This window comes from Pediococcus sp. (assembly GCF_003533255.1).
In the GTDB taxonomy this organism is placed as follows: Bacteria; Bacillota; Bacilli; order Lactobacillales; family Lactobacillaceae; genus Pediococcus; species Pediococcus parvulus.
In genome coordinates, this window is sequence record NZ_DOEM01000010.1 from 26361 (window position 1) to 48661 (window position 22301).

At 39.1% G+C, this 22301-nt stretch carries 17 protein-coding genes and 1 tRNA gene; 2 read left to right on the plus strand and 16 right to left on the minus strand.

Annotation, left to right across the window (positions count from 1 at the left end; genetic code table 11):
* Window positions 1-13 precede the first annotated feature (13 nt).
* From tpiA to rpoN, 5 genes are all read right to left on the minus strand, one after another.
* Window positions 14-769, minus strand: a complete 756-nt coding sequence (gene tpiA, locus DD627_RS03360; protein WP_057784283.1) for a triose-phosphate isomerase — start codon at window positions 767-769, stop codon at window positions 14-16.
* Window positions 770-851: 82 nt separating this feature from the next.
* Window positions 852-2054 carry a phosphoglycerate kinase gene (locus DD627_RS03365; RefSeq protein ID WP_057784281.1) on the minus strand — a complete coding sequence of 401 codons (1203 nt, stop codon included), beginning with the start codon at window positions 2052-2054 and terminating at the stop codon, window positions 852-854.
* A gap of 127 nt (window positions 2055-2181) precedes the next feature.
* Window positions 2182-3204 carry a type I glyceraldehyde-3-phosphate dehydrogenase gene (gene gap, locus DD627_RS03370; RefSeq protein ID WP_057806716.1) on the minus strand — a complete coding sequence of 341 codons (1023 nt, stop codon included), beginning with the start codon at window positions 3202-3204 and terminating at the stop codon, window positions 2182-2184.
* A 73-nt stretch (window positions 3205-3277) separates the two neighbouring features.
* Complete coding sequence (locus DD627_RS03375; RefSeq protein WP_260274850.1) at window positions 3278-4306, minus strand: sugar-binding transcriptional regulator; 1029 nt, start codon at window positions 4304-4306, stop codon at window positions 3278-3280.
* Between the two features lie 193 nt (window positions 4307-4499).
* On the minus strand, window positions 4500-5828 hold the full coding sequence (gene rpoN / locus DD627_RS03380) for an RNA polymerase factor sigma-54 (protein ID WP_260274849.1): 1329 nt from the start codon (window positions 5826-5828) through the stop codon (window positions 4500-4502).
* A gap of 66 nt (window positions 5829-5894) precedes the next feature.
* Here rpoN and DD627_RS03385 point away from each other — a divergent pair.
* Window positions 5895-5966: transfer RNA gene (locus DD627_RS03385), tRNA-Arg, on the plus strand.
* Between the two features lie 229 nt (window positions 5967-6195).
* Here DD627_RS03385 and DD627_RS03390 read toward each other — a convergent pair.
* A complete protein-coding gene (locus DD627_RS03390) occupies window positions 6196-8706 on the minus strand; it encodes a MucBP domain-containing protein (RefSeq protein ID WP_260274848.1) in 2511 nt (836 codons plus the stop codon).
* A 30-nt stretch (window positions 8707-8736) separates the two neighbouring features.
* A complete protein-coding gene (locus tag DD627_RS03395; protein WP_260274847.1) occupies window positions 8737-8985 on the minus strand; it encodes a KxYKxGKxW signal peptide domain-containing protein in 249 nt (82 codons plus the stop codon).
* A gap of 459 nt (window positions 8986-9444) precedes the next feature.
* On the opposite strand from DD627_RS03395, the gene clpP reads away from it, so the two are divergent.
* Window positions 9445-10038, plus strand: a complete 594-nt coding sequence (gene clpP / locus DD627_RS03400; RefSeq protein WP_147206683.1) for an ATP-dependent Clp endopeptidase proteolytic subunit ClpP — start codon at window positions 9445-9447, stop codon at window positions 10036-10038.
* 51 nt (window positions 10039-10089) lie between these two features.
* On the opposite strand, the gene whiA is transcribed toward clpP, so the two are convergent.
* The 9 genes from whiA to trxB form a co-directional block, all read right to left on the minus strand.
* A complete protein-coding gene (whiA, locus tag DD627_RS03405) occupies window positions 10090-11019 on the minus strand; it encodes a DNA-binding protein WhiA (RefSeq protein ID WP_057784356.1) in 930 nt (309 codons plus the stop codon).
* 23 nt (window positions 11020-11042) lie between these two features.
* Window positions 11043-12053, minus strand: coding sequence for a gluconeogenesis morphogenetic factor MgfK (mgfK, locus tag DD627_RS03410; RefSeq protein WP_260274846.1), 1011 nt, complete (start codon window positions 12051-12053; stop codon window positions 11043-11045).
* Window positions 12050-12943, minus strand: a complete 894-nt coding sequence (gene rapZ, locus DD627_RS03415) for an RNase adapter RapZ (RefSeq protein WP_068804813.1) — start codon at window positions 12941-12943, stop codon at window positions 12050-12052. The genes mgfK and rapZ overlap by 4 nt, the downstream gene beginning before the upstream one ends.
* A gap of 131 nt (window positions 12944-13074) precedes the next feature.
* Entirely contained in the window at window positions 13075-13614 is a 540-nt protein-coding gene (locus DD627_RS03420) for an HdeD family acid-resistance protein (RefSeq protein ID WP_260274845.1), read from the minus strand.
* 22 nt (window positions 13615-13636) lie between these two features.
* A complete protein-coding gene (gene uvrA, locus DD627_RS03425; protein ID WP_057784352.1) occupies window positions 13637-16504 on the minus strand; it encodes an excinuclease ABC subunit UvrA in 2868 nt (955 codons plus the stop codon).
* 11 nt (window positions 16505-16515) lie between these two features.
* Entirely contained in the window at window positions 16516-18519 is a 2004-nt protein-coding gene (uvrB, locus tag DD627_RS03430) for an excinuclease ABC subunit UvrB (protein WP_260274844.1), read from the minus strand.
* A gap of 106 nt (window positions 18520-18625) precedes the next feature.
* On the minus strand, window positions 18626-19255 hold the full coding sequence (locus tag DD627_RS03435; protein ID WP_057784350.1) for a YfbR-like 5'-deoxynucleotidase: 630 nt from the start codon (window positions 19253-19255) through the stop codon (window positions 18626-18628).
* A 40-nt stretch (window positions 19256-19295) separates the two neighbouring features.
* Complete coding sequence (locus tag DD627_RS03440; RefSeq protein WP_260274843.1) at window positions 19296-21023, minus strand: phospho-sugar mutase; 1728 nt, start codon at window positions 21021-21023, stop codon at window positions 19296-19298.
* A gap of 179 nt (window positions 21024-21202) precedes the next feature.
* Window positions 21203-22144, minus strand: a complete 942-nt coding sequence (trxB, locus tag DD627_RS03445; RefSeq protein ID WP_260266938.1) for a thioredoxin-disulfide reductase — start codon at window positions 22142-22144, stop codon at window positions 21203-21205.
* Between the last annotated feature and the right edge of the window lie 157 nt (window positions 22145-22301).

A 22301-nucleotide genomic window follows, 5' to 3' on the forward strand; every position in this document is an offset into this window, starting at 1 on the left:
AACTGCTCTAAAATTAAGCATTAAAGTTAACTAATTCCAAGAATGAGTCAGGAACTAGACTTGCACCACCGACTAATCCACCATCGATGTCTTCTTTGCCCATTAATTCCTTCACGTTAGCAGGTTTTACACTACCACCGTATTGGATACGAACTTTAGAAGCGGTTGTTTGGTCATATAACTTAGCAACAGTTTCACGAAGTACGTGACAAACTTCTTGTGCTTGATCACTTGAAGCTGTTTTACCAGTTCCAATAGCCCAGATTGGTTCGTAAGCAATTACAAGTGATGCCACTTGGTCTGCAGATAAGCCCTTAAGAGCGTTTGTGATTTGGCCTGAAACCCAGTCATTTGTTTGGCCAGCTTCACGTTGTTCTAAAGTTTCACCACAGCAAATGATTGGTAACATGTTGTTAGCAAAGATTGCTTTAGCTTTTTTGTTGATGTCTTCGTCAGTTTCCTTGAAATATTGACGACGTTCTGAATGGCCGATAATTACATAATCAACGCCCATTTCAGAAAGAACTTTAGGTGAAGTCTCACCAGTAAAAGCACCTTCGTCTTCAAAATAACTGTTTTCAGCAGCAACTTTTAGGTTAGAGCCTTTAGCGGCATCTAATAAAGCTTGTAAATCAACTGCAGGAGCACCGATAACTGATTCAACTTTGTCGCTTGCAGGTAAATCTGCTTTAACAGCGTTGACAAATTCGGTTGTTTCCTTAGGGTTCTTATTCATTTTCCAGTTTCCAGCAATAATTGGTGTACGCACAATAATACTTCCTTTCATTGATAACAAATCTCAGTCATTTCACGGCAAAGAGCCTGAATTGGTTTTCAAGCTCACTATTTGCCTATTTATCTGAAATAGCTGCAATTCCTGGTAATGTTTTTCCTTCAAGGTACTCAAGGGAAGCACCACCACCAGTAGAAATATGAGTTAACTTGTCGCCAACACCAAGTTGTTTAACAGCAGCAGTTGAATCACCACCACCAACAATTGTAGTTGCGTCAGATAATGTGCCTAAGAACTTACCAACTTCAAGAGTTCCTTTAGCATAGTTACTCATTTCGAATACACCCATTGGGCCATTCCAAACAACTGTTTTAGCATCTTTCAAAACATCTTCAAATGCCTTGATTGATTTAGGTCCGATATCAAGAGCCATGTAGCCATCAGGAATATCTCCCTCAACGACTTTGTTTGGCACATCGTTATCAAACTTTTCAGCAACAACATTGTCTGTAGGAAGCACAATCTTGTCACCAGCTTTAGCCAAAATTTGTTTTGCTAAATCAATCTTGTCTTTTTCAACAAGTGAATTACCAATTTTAAGTCCCTTAGCTGCATAGAAGGTATATGTCATACCACCACCGATAATAACTTTATCAGCTTTATCAAGTAAGTGATCAATAACACCAATCTTGTCAGAAACCTTAGCACCACCCAAAATAGCAACGAATGGATGCTTTGGATTATCAACAGCGTTTCCTAAGAATTTAATTTCCTTTTCCATTAAGAAACCAGCTGCAACTGGTTTACCAGCAGCTTTCATAGCTGTTGAAATACCAACGTTGGATGCATGTGAACGATGAGCTGTACCAAAAGCATCATTTACAAACTCGTCACCAAGTGAAGCCCAGTATTGACCTAACTTAGCATCATTGCCGCTTTCCTTCTTGCCGTCAAGATCTTCAAAACGAGTGTTTTCAAACAAAAGAACATCGCCATCTTTCATATCAGCAATGGCATCTTCTAATTGTTTGCCATGAGTTGCTGGTACAAAAGTTACAGGTTTGCCCAAAAGATCTGACAAACGTTGTGCAACTGGACGCATTGTTAAAGCCTTCTTGTCATCTTCAGTCTTTACACGGCCAAGATGTGAGAACAAGATAGCTTTACCATTATGTTCAATAATATATTTGATGGTTGGTAATGCAGCCACAACACGGTTATCATCACCAATTACACCGTCTTTTACAGGGACGTTAAAATCAACACGCATTAAAACTTTTTTGTCGTTAACGTCTAAATCTGAAACTGTTAATTTAGCCAAAGTTAATTCCTCCTGTTTAAGAAATTTCATGTATTTTTAAATTAAAAAAGGCGGAGGAAGTTTGCCTCCCTCCGCCTTAAACCGTTAGACGGTTTTGAAATCTGCAAACTTAAAGATTAATTTAATCCTAGAGAGTAGCAAACTTCAATAAAGTACGTACCATTTGGCAAGTGAAGCCATATTCGTTGTCGTACCAAGCAACAGTTTTAACTAATTGTTTGTCTCCAGCGGTTGTAACTTCAGTTTGTGTTGGGTCAAAGATTGAACCGAATGTAGTTCCGATAACATCACTAGATACGATTTCGTCTTCGTTGTAACCAAATGATTCGTTGTTTTCAGTATGTTTCTTGATTGCAGCATTAACTTCGTCAGCAGTAACGTTCTTACCTAAGATAGATACTAATTCTGTCAATGAACCATCAACAACACCAACACGTTGTGCATGTCCTTGTAATTTACCATTCAATTCTGGGATTACAAGACCAATAGCCTTTGCAGCACCAGTTGAATGAGGAATTGTGTTAACACCAGCAGCACGAGCAGCACGTAAGTTTCCACCACGAACTGGGCCATCAAGTAACATTTGTGTACTTGTGTAAGCATGGATTGTTGTCATAGTACCTACTTCAATACCAAATTCTTGGTTTAAGAAGTAAGCCATAGGTGCTAAACAGTTTGTTGTACATGAACCAGCAGAAACAATCTTGTCATCTGCAGTCAAAACGTCATCATTAACGTTGTAAACAACAGTCTTAAGGTCGTTACCAGCAGGAGCAGAAATCAGAACACGTTTTGCGCCAGCATCCAAATGAGCTTGTGATTTTGCCTTTGATGTATAGAAACCTGTACATTCAAGAACAAAGTCAACACCGTCAGCCTTAACCCATGGAATATCTTGTGCTTTAGGTTCTGCGTAAACACGGTATTTCTTGCCATCAACGATGATGGAGTCTTCTGTTGCGCTAACCTCACCAGGGAAAGTACCATGTGTTGAGTCATACTTCAATAAGTGTGCCAACATTGCTGGACTTGTCAAATCATTGATAGCCACAACTTCGATATCATTTGACTTTGCGCCTAATTCATAAATACGACGGAAAGCTAAACGACCGATACGTCCAAAACCATTAATACCAATCTTTACAGTCATACTAAGATTTCCTCCTTTAGGAAAGTAAAAAAATAATTTTTTTATTTTAAAAAGTGATATTTGTAAACAAATATTACTTTTTTAAAATCAAGTTTGCTGCACCTTCATCAGTCATCAAACATGTCTGATGTGGTGCTAAATTCATGTAAGAACGAATTGCTTGCGCTTTTGTATGCCCACCTGCAACCGCAAAAACATGATCGATTGAATTGATACGCTCTAATTGTAACCCAATTCGAGGTACCCGATAGACGATGTCACCTTGCTGATTGTAAAAACAACCAAAGGCTTCTCCGACTGCTTTCTTTTGCTCGAGAAGTTGGAGAATGGTTGGATCAACCTCTCGTCTCTCAGCCATCTCGTCGGCTCGTCCAATGCCATGAATCACAACGTTACTTTGCTCAATTAATTGAAGAACTAACTGAACACTTGGTTCTTCTAGCAACGGCTGGTAACTTTTTTCACTCAACTTCTCTGGCAGATACATTGACTGGCTCTCACCATGTGTCCGTTCCGCCATAATTGCACAAACTGTATTAGCTTGCATCGCAAGTGATTGTCCCATACCACCACGCCCAGGAACAAATGTGAGTTGGCGTTTTGTGGATAATTCTGGTGAAAACTCTTTAGCAACTTGTGCCATTGTGTTACCACCCATAACCACTATTACATTATTACCCTCTGGCAAGATTTTTGCAAGTGTATCGTTTAGAATTCCTCCCAAACTATCAAACACCCTGTCTTGGGCATCACAATCTCCAGAAACAATAAAACAACGATCAATGTTTAGTAACATTGCTAGGTCTCTTTCTGACTGCTGTAAACCAAGCATATCATTAACCATATCGTTCAAACCGTCTAAAACTAAACGGCCTTCCCTAGTTAATGTCATTCCGGCGGGTGACGACTGTATCAAGTCCAACTGTCTAAGCATATCAGTATGAGTTCTTAACCCACGTTCGCTCATATTAAGATGAACCGATAAGCCTCGTCTGCCAATGGGAGCCATTAAAGCGATCGTCCGTAGAACCGAAAAACGCTTCAAAAACACATCTACCATATCTGGTGCGATGGCTTCCAGCCATTTCAACTCGTTTTGCATGATCATTGCTCCCAGTCGGGACGTTTGACGTCCACATGCGTCATTTAGTGACCCGACAGATTCAAAATAAATGGCATACAGACCTGAACTACTTCAGTTGTATACCCCTTACTTACATATTGAATTATATCAGGAGACAGCCACTATTGCAACTCAAAGCCTAGAAAAATTCGCTGTCGGTCCTTAATTAACACTATTCATAACGTTTACGTGTTGAAGAGGATGCAATGTTCAAGCTTTCCCGATATTTAGCTACCGTTCTTCTTGAAACTTCAATATTTTTTTCTGCAAGTTTCTTAACAATTTTTGCATCTGACAGTGGTTTGCTTTTATTTTCCTCATGGATAAACTTCTGAAGCAGTCTCTTAACGGAATCTACTGATAACCCTTCTGGAGATGCATCTGTCTTTGCAACCGCACTACTAAAGAATGACTTTAATTCAAAAGTTCCAAAACGAGTTTGTAAATATTTCCCGTTGACTGAACGACTAATTGTGGATTCATGTAACCCCAGTTTCAACGCAACATCCTGTAATAACAGTGGACGCAATTCTTTGGTTTTTTCAAGGAAAAAATCTTGTTGATATTCCAGTAATACTTTTCCCACCCGGAGAATAGTACTCTCTCGTTGATCCAAACTACGAGATATCCAGTCAAATTCTCGTTTCTTTTCTTTTACATAATCTGTTACTTCGTCGTCCTTACGTTGCAACATTTGCTGAAAATATTTTTTTTGAAAATGAACTTTGGGTTTTGCTGCTCTTGATGTATAAATGCTTAACTTTCCTGCTTCATTTTTTACAATTAGATCCGGAAAAATATATTGCGAACCTTCCGAATTAAATAAAGCACCCGGTTTAGGAGTCAGTGTGCGCACGTAATCAAATACAGTTTGAATCTCCTCCAGCGTCACATTCTGCTCTTTAGCTATTGCCTGCCATTTTCGATTGGCGAGTTCGTCAAAGTTATCTCTTAGAATTTCTACTGCCGCCTTTGGTGCCCAGTCATCATTCTCTGCTTGCAGTAGCAAACATTCTTGAAGATTCTTTGCACCAACACCTGGAGGATCTAGCTGTTGAATCAACGTAACAGCATCGACAATGTCCACTTTATTAGCCCCAGTTTTTTCCATCGCCTCTTCGATTGGCATTTTTAGATAACCATTATTATCAATGGATTCTATTAAGAACAAAACTAAATTACGTAAGGGTGTGTCACGCATCGTTAAATGCACTTGATCCAATAAATATTCAAAAAGTGACTGACGTGTATCATCTGGAATTTGATTCATGTAATTTTCATCAACTGATTGGCTTGAAGAATTTTGTCGTGAACTATTCATATAATCATCGTGATTAGTCGTCACAGTGATTAATGGATTCTCAAGTGCCTTCTGGTTTAAAAAGTTTTGTAATTCTTCAACGTTGTATTGCAGAATCTGGATTGATTGTTGTAAAGTTTGCGTCATTGCTAACCGTTGAACTTGTTTTTGTTGCTGATGAAGGCCTTGTTGAAGCGCCAAACTAATCACCTCGATTAAATAAACTTGTGTTTTTAATATTAATACAGTAAAATTAAAAGGTAATTTGCGCCGTTAGTGTAGTGGATCGCACGTGAGATTCCGGTTCTCGAAACGCGGGTTCGACTCCCGCATGGCGCATTTTTTTGTACCCTGAAATTAGATTGATTCTGTAAAACAAGCACTGTTTCACCATTGAAAGGGTGTTCATAATTCAATCTATTATTTAACACTAACTATAATAAGTCAACTGAAACCAATTGTGGTACAAGAATAACAATGAACGACACTGATAAAATAATCGCTCCATAGATGACATTTCCAATCACCTATGGAGCGATTATTATTTAGAACCAAGATTCAAAAAATACTATTTTAAATTATGCTGTTTACGTTGCTTTCCTAAAGTCCCAAAAAGGCCAAGTAGAATAAGAAGTTCATAACCTATAAGAACAAAAATATTTGTTTCTTTTTCACCTGTTTGAGGCAAAATAGAAGTTTCACTATTACTTTTACCGGTTCTTTTAACCTTTGCAGTTCGTTCCACTTTTTCTTGGCTAAGCGTTCTAGATTCTGCAAGTTTTTTCGCTACGTTAGCTTTGGTAGAAGAATGCTTAATGAAATTTGAGCTTGGCTTGTTACCTTTATGTTGTGTAATTTTTTTTGAAATAGGTACATACACAACTTTCACTTCTGAATCAGCATCCGGAATTATAGGTATTGCTGTTACCTGATATCCGGGTACATCTGGCACTGTCACTGGTTGTCCAGTGACACCTGTTTCTTGACTAGGTGTGGTCCCTGTAATCGGCTTACCTGTTGGATCAACCGGTGTCACTGTGTAACCATGATTGGTTGCGGTATATATAACTTCCTGCGTTTGATTAGCTGGCTCTCCATCTTTTTCAGTTACATTTGTAAAGACTACCTGTGACTTATCAGGAGAATATCCAGAAATTATAGGGGTTTGAATTGTTGTAGTACTTGCATCACTTGTCCAAACAACGTCCTTTGTTACCTCGTCAGTATCAGATGTCCACTGAATTGTGACTGAATTACTAGTGAGACTCACCCCATCAATCCCCGCGTAAGTTACCGTATCAGTTGTATTCTTTTCATTACTTATCGTATGCACATGAACTAAATGAACTACCACATTTGCGTTGTCACTTGCGCCAAAAGTATAAGTACCATTTGCCACTTGATTTTCGGCTAGTTGATAACCTGACGGTATACTGTCACTCGTATTCCAATTGACAGTTTCATTAGTAGTTCCATTAATAGGAACCAATGCGCCAACTTGCACATCATTATTGTCGTCATCAACGTACTGCACATAACTCGTTTGTGCATCTGCAATATACTTAATAGTGACTACTTGATTAGGGTCAGTAATCTCTCCAGAAGTTGGCGTATCCGTATCAATTTCATAGCCCGGAATTGTTGGTGCATCTGCTTTGTAGGTTCCATATACAGTCCCTTGAGTTAACACTTCATCAGTTGCAACTGCAACACCATTTTCATCTTCATAATGAACAGTTACGGTTGCCGGTACACCTGTATAACTGATGCCTACAGCTGCTACCGGAGTATAACCAAAATGCCAATTATTAGCTTCACTTGGTTTAACGGGATTCGGATTGTTATAAAAAGTACCCGTAAATGTTGCAATATAGTCGCCATCACTATTCTGAGAAATTGTCCAAAATTCACTACTAATTGGAATCGAGTTTGTTGGAATCAATTTATTTTTAGTCAAATCAATTTGAAAACCTGACAATTCTTTTAAATTAACAGCTAAAGTACCATTAGGCAATAAAATTGAACCAGTTTTGCTACTCCACTTATCATCTTGTGGGAGATTGTCGTTAGCCAAGGCTGTCTCAACTGCATAATAAAGTTGATTTGTTCCAATTGTACCAGTCTCCTCAATGCCTTCAGTATTCTTCGCTGTATCAGCAATACCAGTAACGCCCACTGATATCGGTGCAGTCACACCAAAGACCTCAACATAACCGGCGGTATTATCAGCACTAACCATCTGAAAAGCCAAAATCGCACTAAAATTACCACTAGTGAGCAGGTTTAACCCCTCGTTAGTTAAAGTAAAAACAATTTTTTCATCAGTTTGTGTAATATTGCTAACCATTGCCGAAGTAATCTCTGAAAAATCACTAATGGTAATCGTATCATCATTTGCTAAGCTAGTATATTGTTCATCTGTACTTGAGACGCCATTTAACTTATTTACTGTAATGGTTCCTTGACCAATATCAACCGTTACTGCAGATTTGTCAGTATAATTGTATGGATTAACTGCATATCCGGTATGTTGAACAGCATTTAAATTGTTTGATTCATCCATACCTTTAAGAGCAGCCAGTACAAAATCTGGCTGTAACGGTAACATATCAGTATAGTATGAATTTACCGTATTCGTTTTAGTATCCCAAGCAGCGGCCAGCAAACTAGATTCACTTATATTTGACAAATCAATCCCGTTGTCTTTTCCTAAAGCAATTAAATTATTAATAGCTTTCTGCTGATCCGCAGTGATGGTGGTATCAGTTGTTGGCGTATCAGCACTACCTGTTGACTCATTTGTGAGGTCACTTGCTTCCGATGACGCACTTTCTGCACCTAATCTACTGCTACTTTGTGTCACACTATCATCTGATGCTTGACTAGAATCATTCGTTTCACTGACTGGTGCACCACTTGCTACCTCGGAACTCTGAGATGCCATACTTGATGTACCTAAAGTATTTGAAGCTATGCCGCTATTGCTTGTATTTGAACTTTTGGATGCAACAGAACCGGATGACATCGCACTTTCCGCCACACTATTCGTTACCGCAGACGAAACGCCTGTCCTTGCCATACCACTGTTATCTGAATCCGATGCCGCGGATCAAGCTGCTATCTCAGATGTTGCGGCGCTAGTCGTCACACTAGATGAACTACTTTTTTCCGTGCTAGACTCAATCACATTATTATTTGTATCAGCATGCACATTAGACGAAGTAACTACCCCTGTACCAAAACTTAGAACCGCTATGCCAGCCACTAGCCAGCGTTTGCCTTTTTTATACATCTTAAAATGCTCTTTTGTAGTTGCCTCATAATTTGCAACACGTTGTTTCCGCGAACTTTTTGCCATAGCACTAACCTCTTTTTTTATATGTACCTATTTATCAACCTCAAATAAAGATAGCACTTACATTATTCTATTTTGTACACAAACATACTCAATTAAATAAATGTTGTACTATAACGACTTGATTATAGTGTATAAAAATTAACTTTTCAATTTATTTTTTAAAAATTCCCTCGTATACTTAATCTACTTCGATTTCAGCTCATTTATCAATACAGTTTTCATGAGTAACCACTGCCGTATTTCATGTTTCGTGCTACCTGTTAGCCTAATATTTACTAGTAGCAAAATTCTTATTTTTGTGCTAAATTATAGACTTTGAAGCGTAACCGATTACGTTGAAAAACTTTTCTTCAGTTGAGTTAAATTGTTTGACCTTTTTTGACCATAGCGGTAAGCTGTAAACATGTTAGCGATGAGCTAATAAAATTAAGATGAATTTTAAAGGGAGGTTGCTAAGTTATGAACTTAGTTCCAACAGTTATTGAACAGTCATCACGTGGCGAACGTGCTTATGATATTTATTCCCGTTTACTAAAAGACCGAATCATCATGCTCTCTGGCCCAATTGATGATGATGTTGCAAACTCAATCATTGCCCAGCTTTTATTCCTAGACGCTCAGGATTCTGATAAAGATATTTATCTTTACATTAACTCACCAGGTGGTGTAGTTACAGCTGGACTCGCGATTTATGATACCATGCGGTTCATCAAATCCGATGTCCAAACCATTGTAATGGGAATGGCAGCATCCATGGCAAGTGTTCTGGCTTCTTCTGGTACAAAGGGCAAACGTTTCGCATTGCCTCATTCAGAAGTTTTGATTCACCAACCATCCGGTGGTGCTCAAGGACAACAAACTGAAATTGAAATTGCAGCAACTGAAATTTTGAAGACTCGTAAAGAATTGAACAAAATTTTGGCAGATAATTCTGGTCAGCCTTTGAAGAACATTAATCGCGATACGGAACGTGATCATTACTTCACAGCCCAAGAAGCTGTTGACTACGGTCTGATCGATGCAATTATGCAAAACAATTCAGATTTAAAGTAATCTGAGCAAACAAAAATGGTGTGGATTTTAAAATCCACACCATTTTTTAGTTTAAGCTCGCAATTTTTCTGCATATTCATTGAGTTTACGTAATCGATGATTAATACCTGACTTAGAAATTGCACCACTCGGAATTAATTCTCCTAATTCCTTTAAACTCACTTCTTGATTGGCCAACCTAGCCTCAGCGACCTCTTGCAGTTTGGGTGGCAAACTATTGATACCAACAACCTCATCAATATATCTGATATTGTTAATTTGCTTACTGGATGCATTGGCTACTTTGGATAAATTGGCATTTTCACAATTTACCAGTCGATTTACAGAATTGCGCATGTCACGCAAAATCCGAATGTCTTCAAATTTCAGCATTGAATTTGTTGCTCCAATTAAAGACAAGAAATTAGCGATTTGCTCTGCCTCTTTCAGATAAACAATGTAACCACTTCGCCTTTCTGTCGCTCGAGCATTCAAATCATAACGGTTCATCCAGTCCATAATCATGGCATTGTGAGTTTCGTAAAGAGAATAAATTTCCAAATGATACCGACTAGTCTCTGGGTTATTAACTGAGCCTCCCGCCAAAAAAGCACCACGTAAATATGAGCGGATTTCGCCTTCCGTCGTTAATAAACCATCCGGAACCTTTTCATTAATTTGATAACCATCGGCCAAAATTGACAAATCCTCTAAAATTGCCTGGGACCTTGTCATTAAACGCACAATGTACAAATTGTTTTTCTTCAATTTCATTTTGCGTCGAACAATTAGTTCACCCTCAACGGAATAAAAATCCTTTAACAGTGCATAAATTCTGCGCGCAATGGCAGGATTTTCGGTTTGAACGCTCAGAACTAATTGATGATGGGCCAAATTAATTGATCCATTCATACGAATCAACGCCATTAACTCTGCTTTTGCGTTTTGTTGATGTACCTTAATCCCCGTTAATTCCTTTTTTACTTCACTCGCATAAGACACGAAAATCCCTCCCTTCACAAAATTTAATTACAGGCCTTAGGATTACCCGCAACGTTTAATAATTCTTCTGCAACCCGATCCCCATCATGAAACGCGCCATGATCACGTAAACACAAAAAGTTATCTGAAACAACTCGACAATTTTGGGCACGTAATCCTTTAAAATCAGGCCGAACTTGTGTCGAATATTCATCATAACGATTATAGTCCATATAATCGTCAGGCACTTTTGCCGTGTTTACCAAAACGGTATCCACAAAGTTTTGACCTAAATGGCGGTTCAAAACTGCGACATGGTCAGAATCCGTAAAGTTATCAGTCTCACCTTTTTGCGTCATAATATTGCAAATATAGATAACTTCAGCTTTAGTTTTTAGGACTGCATCCCCGATATTTGAAATCATAAGATTGGGCAAAATACTGGTAAACAAACTGCCGGGGCCTAAAATGATTTCATCAGCATCTAAAATGGCATCAATGGCTTCCTGAACGGCATGTGGCTTTTCGTCAGCATTCCAAGAAGTTGGCTCAACCCAAACCCGTTTGATGGTTTTGTGCGCCGCCGTAATTTCTGACTCACCTGCTAATTGTGTCCCATCAGTAAATTCAGCATGCAAAACTAATGGTTCGTTTGAAGCCGGGTAAATGTGCCCATCGACTTTCATCATTTCAGAAAGTTCTTGCACTGCTGTAAAAACACCAGACTTCATTTCTGACAAGGCTGCAATAATCAAGTTACCAATCGCATGGCCTGACAAAAAGCTATCATTGCTTTTAAAACGATACTGAAAAATATCTAATTCCAATTTTGGTAAGTCAGAAAGGGCCACAATAACATTTCGAATATCACCAGGCGGCACAACGTTTACATAATTTCGAATGACGCCAGATGACCCCCCATCATCAGCCACGGTAACCACCGCAGTAATATCAGCATTTTGTTTTTTTAAACTCTTAAGTATAACGGGCAAGCCCGTTCCGCCACCAATCACCACAAACTTAGGACGGTTTTTTGCTGCTTGTCTCTTTGTCATGACCGGTTCACAGTTTCCTTTCGTTTATTCACATCCCGATGTTGAACATGAACAGTATAATCAGCAGTTAGATCATCAGCTATTCTTTGAGCTATGGCAACTGATCGATGTTGCCCACCGGTACACCCGATGGCAATCGTAACCGTTGATTTGCCTTCTTTTTGATACCCCGGCATGACATAACGCAATAGCGAAATGAAATGGCTATAAAACTTTTCCGTTACCGGTTGCTTCATAACATAGTCATAAACAGGTTTATCCAAACCAGTTTTATTTTTTAATTTTGGATCATAATAGGGATTTGGCAAGAAACGGACATCCATCACGATGTCAGCATCAATTGGCAAACCGTATTTAAAACCAAATGAAACAACTTCAACATGGAAGTTTCCAGCTGTGCCTTCAGTCCCAAAAGTTTCAAAAATTTGTTCTCGTAATTCACGTGGCGTCATGGTCGTTGTATCAATGACGTATTGCGCATTTGAACGAATTGGTGCCAATAACTCCCGTTCTTTACGAACACCATCCACAACACGACCTTCCATTGCTAATGGATGTGAACGCCGAGTTTCCTTATAACGGGAAACTAATTCTTTATCTGATGTATCCAAAAATAAAATTTGGGACTCAATAGCTGGAGAGCCTTCGTTTTCATCAGTCAGCATATGCAGAATTTGATCATAAAATGCACGTGATCTTAAATCGATAACCAATGCTACTTTACTGATTTTTCCAGATTCTTTCACCAGTTCCCAGAATTTTGGCAACAATGCGGGCGGCATATTATCCACACAGAAGAAGCCTAAATCTTCAAAACTTTGCATAGCTACTGTTTTACCGGCACCACTCATTCCAGTAACAATGACTAATTGCATTTTTTCATCTGTCATTTTAAATCCCCCGATCGTGATTCCTAATTATAGCACACCGGGTGTGCCATTTTAAGTAAAACCAGTCTTTGTTTCTATTTTAGTAAAAAAGCCGAAGCAACTTTATCACATTTGCTTCGACTTTTTTTAATTCACTTATTTTTTCGCACAAATGCAATAATAATTGCATTTACACCAAAAATCACAAGATAAAAACCAACAATTGCATTCAAAGTCAAGATCGTTAGCATCGGCCGAATTAATAGTACAACCGCCACTACTAAAAGAAGTAAATCAATTATAACTGACAACCAATAAATACCATTGCCAAAAATCTTCAGATGATTACTTACGACCAATCGCTCAACAACATCAACAAAAAACCAAAATGCAAATAAATAACTCAAGAAGGTAATGGCACTCGGTATATCAAACATAAAGATCGCACCTATAAAAATATCAACGATTCCCAAACCAAGTGCTAAGTTTGCTTTAGTTCCTGTTGCTCTTTTTAAACGTCGGTACCCACCAATGATTGTAATACCACGGACAACCGCGGCAATTCCAAAAACAATAGCTAAGCTGGTAATTGCCACTTGTGTTAAACGAAAAACAAAGTATCCTGCGATCAGGAAAATGATCCCGGTAATTAGCTCAGACCAATCAAATCCCCAGCCATCTTCACGATTCATTGCTTTCACCATCCCTTTATAGTTAATTAGTTGTTTTTGTTTCTGACACTTCCATCGTCCGTTGCTTATCACGTTCCAAAACCGGCTTCAAATACTGTCCAGTATAGCTTTCTTTAACTTCTGCCACCTGCTCTGGAGTCCCAGTTGCTACAATTGAACCGCCACCGGCCCCGCCTTCTGGACCAAGATCAATTAGATAATCGGCTGTCTTAATGACATCTAAATTATGTTCAATCACTAGAACCGTATTGCCTTTATCAACCAATCGCTGTAAAACATCAAGCAATCGTTTGATGTCATCGGTATGCAAACCAGTAGTCGGTTCATCCAAAATATAAAAGCTTTTTCCTGCAGATTGTTTATGCAGTTCAGAAGCGAGTTTCATTCGCTGTGCTTCTCCACCAGATAGTGTCGTAGCAGCTTGCCCCAATTGCACATAACCTAAGCCAACATCTACAATGGTCTGTAATTTACGCCGAATTTTTGGAATGGGTTCAAAGAAGTCCAAGGCTTCTTCGACAGTCATTTCCAGAACATCAGCAATACTCTTACCTTTATATTTCACTTCAAGCGTTTCTGAGTTATAGCGTTTCCCTTTGCAAACCTCACATGGAACATAAACATCAGGTAAGAAATTCATTTCAATCTTTAATATCCCGTCACCTTTACAAGCTTCACAACGGCCACCCTTGATATTAAAACTAAAGCGTCCCTTATGATAACCACGTAGTTTAGCTTCATTAGTTTGGGCAAATAAACCACGAATATCATCAAAAACACTAGTATAAGTTGCCGGGTTACTCCGCGGCGTCCGCCCAATCGGGCTTTGATCAATATTAATTATCTTTTCAATATTTTTCACGCCAGCAACCGAACGATATTTACCTGGTTTTTCTGAGTTACGATTTAATTTTTGTGCCAAAACACGTTTTAAGATCATATTAACCAACGTAGATTTACCAGATCCCGAAACACCAGTTACTGCAATAAACTTTCCCAGCGGAAAATCGACATTAATTTTCTTTAAGTTGTTTTCGGCTGCACCTTTAATTGTAATTTTTTTGCCATTTCCTTTACGCCGTTTCAGTGGAACAGGAATAAACTTCTTTCCTGCCAAATATTGACCAGTCAAAGAAGTCGGTACTTTTTCAACCTCAGCAGGTGTCCCAGCAGCCATTACTTTACCGCCGTTATCACCAGCTCCAGGACCAATATCGATTAAATAATCAGCCGCTCGCATTGTATCTTCGTCATGTTCAACAATAATTAAAGTATTCCCTAGATCGCGCATCTTTTTAAGCGATCCAATTAACCGATCATTATCGCGTTGATGTAGCCCAATTGACGGCTCATCCAAAATATACAGAACACCAGAAAGATTTGAACCAATTTGAGTTGCAAGACGAATTCGTTGTGCCTCACCACCAGACAAAGTTCGTGAAGCCCGGCTTAAAGTTAAATATTCAAGACCAACATTTCTGAGGAAGGTTAAGCGATCACGAATTTCTTTTAAAATTGGCTTGGCAATCGAACTTTCTTGCTCTGACAACTCAACATGGTTAAAAAAGTTAATGGCATCGTCAATTGGCAACGCCGAAACTTCACCAATATGTTCGCCCATGACTTTAACACTTCTGGCTTTTCGATTTAATCGATAGCCATGACAAGTCTGACAAGTTAATTCGCGCATGTAGCCCCGCATAACATCCCGGGTAAAGTCACTATTTGTTTCTCGATAACGGCGATCAACATTTTCAATGACCCCTTCAAATGCCACATCCACATCACGAACACCACCAAAATCATTTTCATAATGAAAGTGAAATTGCTTGCCATTTGAACCATGTAACACCGTTTTTTGATCCTGACTGCTTAACTTCTCAAATGGCGTATCCATATCAATCCCAAATGCCTCACAAGCCTGTTCAAGCAAACTTGGATAGTATTGAGAACTAATTGGATTCCAAGGCGCCAAGGCCCCTTCTCTTAAAGTCTTAGATGGGTCCGGAACAACTAAATCCATATCAACTTCCAATTTAACTCCTAGGCCATCACAATCTGGGCAAGCCCCAAATGGCGCATTAAATGAAAATAGACGAGGTTCTAATTCACCCACTGTAAATCCACAAATTGGACAAGAATAATGTTCAGAAAACAAAAGGGGTTCTCCATCAATGATGTCAGCTGTAGCATATCCACCACTTAAACGTAACGCAGCTTCGAAGGAATCAAACAAACGAGACCGAATACCTTTTTTGATCACAATCCGATCAATAACAATCTCGATGGTATGCATTTTGCTTTTGTTTAAATCAAGTTCTTCTTCAATATCATGAATTTCACCGTCCACACGGACCCGGACAAAACCTTCACGCTTAATTTTTTCAAAGATTTTTTTATGTTGACCTTTTTTAGCACGAACAATAGGTGACATAATTTGGAGTTTTGTGCGTTCCGGCAATTCCAAAACACGATCCACCATTTGTTCTACGGATTGACTGGTAATTTCAGTTCCATCATTTGGACAAATTGGGTGGCCAACACGCGCCCATAGTAATCGCAGATAGTCATTAATTTCAGTCACTGTCCCAACTGTTGATCGGGGATTTTTGGAGGTTGTTTTTTGATCAATCGAAATGGCTGGACTTAACCCGTCAATTGAATCAACATCTGGTTTATCCATTTGGCCTAAAAACTGACGTGCATATGCAGACAAACTTTCTACATAGCGTCTTTGTCCTTCTGCGTACAAAGTATCAAATGCCAAAGAACTTTTTCCTGATCCTGAAAGACCTGTAATCACAACCATTTTATTTTTTGGGATTGTGACATCAATATCCTTTAAATTATGTGCTCTAGCTCCATGAATGACAATTTTATCGTTTGCCAAATCAATACCCCCTAACTTATTTCGGCTTTTAATTCCATTATTGTATCACGTAATGTAGCTGCCGTTTCGAAGTCTAATTTTTTGGCCGCGGAACGCATTTGTTCAGTAAGATTATCAATCATTTGTTTTTGATCTTTCTTAGACATATCGTCGAAATCAGTCTCTAAGAAATCATCTTTTTTACCTGTATCTTCAGTTGTTTTCGTTGGCGAAATAAGATCCCGAATCGATTTTTTAATCGTATGGGGGGTGATATCGTGTTTTTCGTTGTAAGCTTCCTGAATTTTCCGACGGCGGGCAGTTTCATCAATGGTTTCTTGCATCGATTGCGTGACACTGTCTGCGTACATAATAACCCGGCCATGAACATTTCGTGCTGCTCGTCCAGAAACCTGAATTAAAGAACGGGTATTCCGCAAAAAGCCTTCCTTATCTGCATCCAAAATAGCCACTAACGACACTTCCGGTACATCAATCCCCTCACGTAATAAATTAATCCCGACTAAAACATCATATTTGCCCGTTCGTAAATCACGAATAATCCGCGTTCGCTCTAACGTTTTGATATCACTATGCAGATAAGCAACCTTGATTCCAAGTTCTTTAAGATAGTCAGTCAAATCTTCTGCCATCTTCTTTGTTAAAGTGGTCACAAAGACCCGTTCATTTAATTCTGATCGTTTATTAATTTCACCCACAAGGTCATCCATCTGCCCCATAATTGGGCGAACTTCAATTTCAGGATCCAATAAACCAGTTGGTCGAATAATTTGTTCAACCACATGATTCGTTTGCTCTTCTTCATAAGGTCCAGGAGTAGCAGACATGTAAACGATCTGATTCACATGGTGTTCAAATTCTTTTAGTGTTAACGGTCGATTATCCAACGCACTTGGCAATCGGAAGCCATAATCAATTAACTGTTGTTTACGTGCCCTATCACCATTGTACATCCCACGGACTTGTGGCATCGTCACATGCGATTCATCAACCACCGTCAAGAAATCTTTTGGAAAGAAATCCAACAGCGTATATGGGGGTTCTCCCGGTTTGCGACCGTCCATAAACCGCGAATAGTTTTCAATACCACTGGTGTAACCCATCTCACGCATCATTTCAACATCATAGGTTGTCCGTTGTTTTAAACGTTGAGCTTCAAGGAGTTTTCCCTCAGACTCTAAAACCTGTAAACGATCTTTCAACTCTGCTTCAATTCCTTGAATGGCAACTTCCATTTGATCTTCATTTGTCATAAAATGGGTTGCCGGGAAGATGGCAACGTGTTCACGGTCACCAACAACTTCGCCAGTTAAGGCGTCCACTTCGCGAATTCGATCGATTCCATCGCCAAAAAACTCAATTCTTAACGCTTTTTCATCATGTGATGCTGGGAAAATTTCGACAACGTCCCCATGCACACGAAAACGCCCACGTTGAAAGTCAATGTCATTACGTTCAAACTGGATATCAACCAATTGACGAAGTAACGTATTCCGTTCAATTTGTTGGCCAACTCGTAATGATACAGTGTGGTTCTTATACTCAGTTGGGTCACCTAATCCAAAAATACTAGAAACGGACGCCACCACAATGACATCATTCCGTTCCAATAATGAGCTAGTGGCTGAATGCCGCAGTTTATCGATTTCATCATTAATTGAAGAGTCTTTTTCAATATACGTATCGCTTGATGGTACATATGCTTCGGGCTGATAATAATCGTAATAGCTGACAAAATATTCCACAGCATTGTTAGGAAAAAATTGTTTGAACTCACCATAGAGTTGTCCCGCCAAAGTTTTATTGTGTGACAAAACTAGTGTTGGCTTGTTCACTTGTTGAATCACATTAGAAATGGTAAAAGTTTTACCAGTCCCAGTTGCCCCTAACAAAATTTGGGCTTTTTCACCCGTATTAATTCCAGCCACTAACTGCTGGATTGCCTTTGGCTGATCACCAGTCGGTTTATATTTTGAAACTAAGTCAAACTTATTATTATCAGTACGATCTATCATCGAGAAGACCCTCCATTTCGTTCACAAAAAAAGGAAAGCGATTGCCTTCCTCTTCAACAATGTATTCAATTTTACCATACCGAACATACTTTCGCTATCATCTTGTTTACTTGATAATTTGCTGGGTAATTTTTCCTAACTTAGCCTGATCAGTAAACTTTTCCCGCAATAAATCTGGTAAAACTTCATGCAAAAAATACTGCACGGATGCTAGCTCTTTAAACTTTACAATGGTACTTAAACTTTCTTTATAAATTTCCTCGTAGGTTGCTTCCGGATTTCCCTTTTGAATCTCACCAAAAGATTCATACAGGAGATCAATTTTATCAGCTACCGACAATATTTTACCTTCCAAAGTGTCATCCTTACCTTCAGAAAGACGCCGCCGATAAGCACTTCGAAATTCGCTAGGAATTTCAGTATTCACAAAACTTTCAGAAAGCGAATCCTCGACATCAGCCAACATCGATCGTAATTTAGGCGTCGCATATTTCACAGGTGTTTTGATGTCACCAATAAATCGCTCATTATAATCATGGTTTAAAGCTTTTTCATAAAGTGATTGCCAGTTGACTTTATTTCCTTTATTTTCTTCCACATCACCTAAGAATTGGGCAATTTGGGTTACCTTGAAAGAGTGCTCAGCAACTGAATGCTTCTGATATTTAAAAATTCCTGGTGCACGCACTAAAGTCTCTAAATTACTTAAACTCTTGATATATTGGTGAATTCCCATCAGCGGCCTCCTAGTCAAATTTTATCCGAAGAAGTTTAAATTAAGCTTCAATAAATTTGTCAATTGCCTTTTCAAAATCAGCAACTTTCTTTTGAGCAATTGCATTGTCTGATCCCACAGTACCCACATAGAATTTAATTTTGGGTTCCGTCCCAGATGGTCGAATAGCAATCCAAGTACCGTCCTTAAGTTGATACTTTAAAACATTTGAAACGGGTAAAGCAATCTTTCTGGTTGTGCCCTCCGCAAACGTTGTCACTTGTTTTTCAAAGTCTTCCAAAGCGGTAACTTCTTGACCCGCAAAATCAGTCGGACGTTCTTCCCGAAACTTCGTCATTAAGTTGGCCATCTCTGCCTTACCATCGACGCCGGGAAAATCTTTTGAAATCGTTTTTTCTGCATAATAACCATATTTTGCAAAAAGATCTTGTAACCCGTCATAAAGGGTTTTCCCCTGTTTACGATAGTAAGCCGCAATTTCTGCCAACATCACAATCCCCTGAATGGCATCCTTATCACGCACGAAGGGTTTAACCAAATACCCATAGCTTTCTTCGAATCCGAAAACGAAAGTATGCTCATGAGTCGTTTCATAATGTTGAATTTGATCAGCGATGAATTTAAATCCAGTTAAAACGTTAACCATGCCAACCCCATGTGCTTCAGCAATTTTGGTAGCCAGTTCACTAGAAACAATGGACTTTACTGCCACTGCATTTTTAGGTAATGTGCCATTTTCCTGCCGTGCAGTCACAATATAATTGAGCATTAACGCTGCCATCTGGTTACCTGTTAGTAATTGATACTCACCATTTGGTCGACGTACTGCGGCCCCTAATCGATCAGCATCTGGATCCGTTGCTACCAGTAAATCAGCATTTTGTTTTTTACCTAGTTTAATGGCCAAATCAAAGGTCTGTGGAAACTCTGGATTTGGAAATGGGGTGGTAATAAATTCTGGATCTGCGGTTGCCTGTTCAGGAACCATTGTAAAATCATTAAATCCCGCATTTTGCAAAGCACGATTGCCTAAAACTTTGCCAGTTCCATGAAGTGGTGTGTAAATCAGCTTCATGTCTGCTCCATACTCTTTAATCAAATCCGGATTAATCGTAATGGTTTTTACTTCGGCAAGATATGCCTCATCCACATTTTCACCAATCAAGGTAAGTAAGCCATTTTGACGTAATTCATGCTCGTCAGCAACGGGGACATCAAAAATGTCCGTTACTTTGCGGATATACGCTGTAATTTTATCCGAATCCACGGGTGGCATTTGCCCACCATCTGGCCCATATATCTTATAACCATTATATTGCTTTGGATTATGACTCGCCGTAATCATTATTCCAGCATAGGTATGCAAATGACGGACTGTAAAAGATAGTTCAGGCGTTGGTCGCATGTCATCAAACACAAAACTAGGAATATGATGAGCACCCAAAACGTGTGCAGCCTCATGTGCGAACTCTTTAGAGTGATAACGTGAATCAAAACTAATGGCAACGCCCTGTTGCTTCGTCTTTTCATCCAGCTCATCCATGAAGTTTGCAAGTCCCTCTGTCGCTTGACGCACTGTATAAATGTTCATCCGGTTAATTCCGGGACCCATGACCCCCCGCATTCCAGCGGTTCCAAATTCCATTGGTGCATAAAATGCTTCTTCTAAGTCAGTGTCTTCTCCTGCCAACTGATCTAATTCTTTTTTTAATCCAGGTTCTAAATCAACCCGTTCCATCCATGATTGATAGGTATCTTTCCAACTCACGTTTTTTACCCCCAAATATTGGCGTATTTTATTCAACACCTTAAGTATACAACAAACCAGCTGGTTGATTGAAATGTTTTCTTTGGTATAGGCAAATTTTTAGTCATATCGGTTTCCTCCGATACTTTTTTAACTCAAAAAAAGTTTCGAGAAATTAGTATTCCCGAAACTTTACTTGTTTATTTGACAGTAGCTTTAGCTTTTAAATCTTGAATGTATGAGAAAACTTGTTGTCCAGCGATACCACCTTCACCAACAGCGGTTGCAATTTGGCGAAGATCCTTTTGGCGAACATCACCAACAGCAAAGATACCGGGAACTTTCGTCTGCATATGATCATCTGTTGGAATCCAGCCATTTTCGTCTAAGATTGGGAGATTATGCAGGTTGTCAGTCATTGGATGATTACCCACGTAGATAAACACGCCAGAGGCTTCAATCGTACTGTCCTCACCAGTCTTATTATTGTTAACTTTAACACCAGTAACTTTTTGATCGTCACCCAAGATTTCAGTGACATTGCTATTCCAAACAAATTCCATTTTAGGGTTAGCAAAAGCACGTTCTTGAGTGATCTTTTGTGCACGTAATTGATCACGACGATGAATAACAGTAACTTTTGAAGCTAACTGGGTTAAATAAATTCCCTCTTCGATAGCAGAATCCCCACCGCCAACAACGATTAAATGCATGCCCTTAAAGAAGGCACCATCACATACCGCACAATAGGAAACGCCGCGGCCGCTGTAGGTATCCTCGCCAGTCACACCGAGTTTCTTATATTCAGAACCGGTTCCGAGCACAACTGCCTTCGTTGTAAATTCGTCGGTATCCGTCTTTACAATTTTAACATCCCCATGATCTTCGATTGACTGAACACTCCCGTAGGCATATTCCGCTCCAAATTGAATTGAACTATCATACATGTCTTTAGCCAAATCTGGTCCTAAGATGGATTTGAAACCAGTATAGTTTTCAATTGCTGCAGTATTATTCATCTGACCGCCATAAATTCCGCGATCTAACATTAGAACGGATAAATTAGCACGTGAAGCGTACAAAGCGGTTGTCATTCCGGCAGGACCCGCACCAATTACAATAACGTCATATTCTTTTGCCAAGTACTTTCCCCTTCTCTCAATTGATAATGATAATAATATACTATCTTCTTATCAAAATGTCTAACATTTTGCTTACAATTAGTTAGTCCGTTTCTCCTTGCGATAACGAAACTGGCAATTCCAGAGAATTCCGGTAATTGCCAGTTTCTATTCAGAC

Excerpts from the sequence above, each read along its gene's own strand:
- gap (WP_057806716.1), bottom strand. The coding sequence starts at position 3,204 with ATGACTGTAAAGATTGGTATTAATGGTTTTGGACGTATCGGTCGTTTA.
- DD627_RS03375 (WP_260274850.1), bottom strand. The coding sequence starts at position 4,306 with ATGCAAAACGAGTTGAAATGGCTGGAAGCCATCGCACCAGATATGGTA.
- DD627_RS03390 (WP_260274848.1), bottom strand. The coding sequence starts at position 8,706 with ATGGCAAGGACAGGCGTTTCGTCTGCGGTAACGAATAGTGTGGCGGAA.
- DD627_RS03395 (WP_260274847.1), bottom strand. The coding sequence starts at position 8,985 with ATGGCAAAAAGTTCGCGGAAACAACGTGTTGCAAATTATGAGGCAACT.
- clpP (WP_147206683.1), top strand. The coding sequence starts at position 9,445 with ATGAACTTAGTTCCAACAGTTATTGAACAGTCATCACGTGGCGAACGT.
- mgfK (WP_260274846.1), bottom strand. The coding sequence starts at position 12,053 with ATGACAAAGAGACAAGCAGCAAAAAACCGTCCTAAGTTTGTGGTGATT.
- rapZ (WP_068804813.1), bottom strand. The coding sequence starts at position 12,943 with ATGACAGATGAAAAAATGCAATTAGTCATTGTTACTGGAATGAGTGGT.
- DD627_RS03420 (WP_260274845.1), bottom strand. The coding sequence starts at position 13,614 with ATGAATCGTGAAGATGGCTGGGGATTTGATTGGTCTGAGCTAATTACC.
- uvrB (WP_260274844.1), bottom strand. The coding sequence starts at position 18,519 with ATGATAGATCGTACTGATAATAATAAGTTTGACTTAGTTTCAAAATAT.
- DD627_RS03435 (WP_057784350.1), bottom strand. The coding sequence starts at position 19,255 with ATGGGAATTCACCAATATATCAAGAGTTTAAGTAATTTAGAGACTTTA.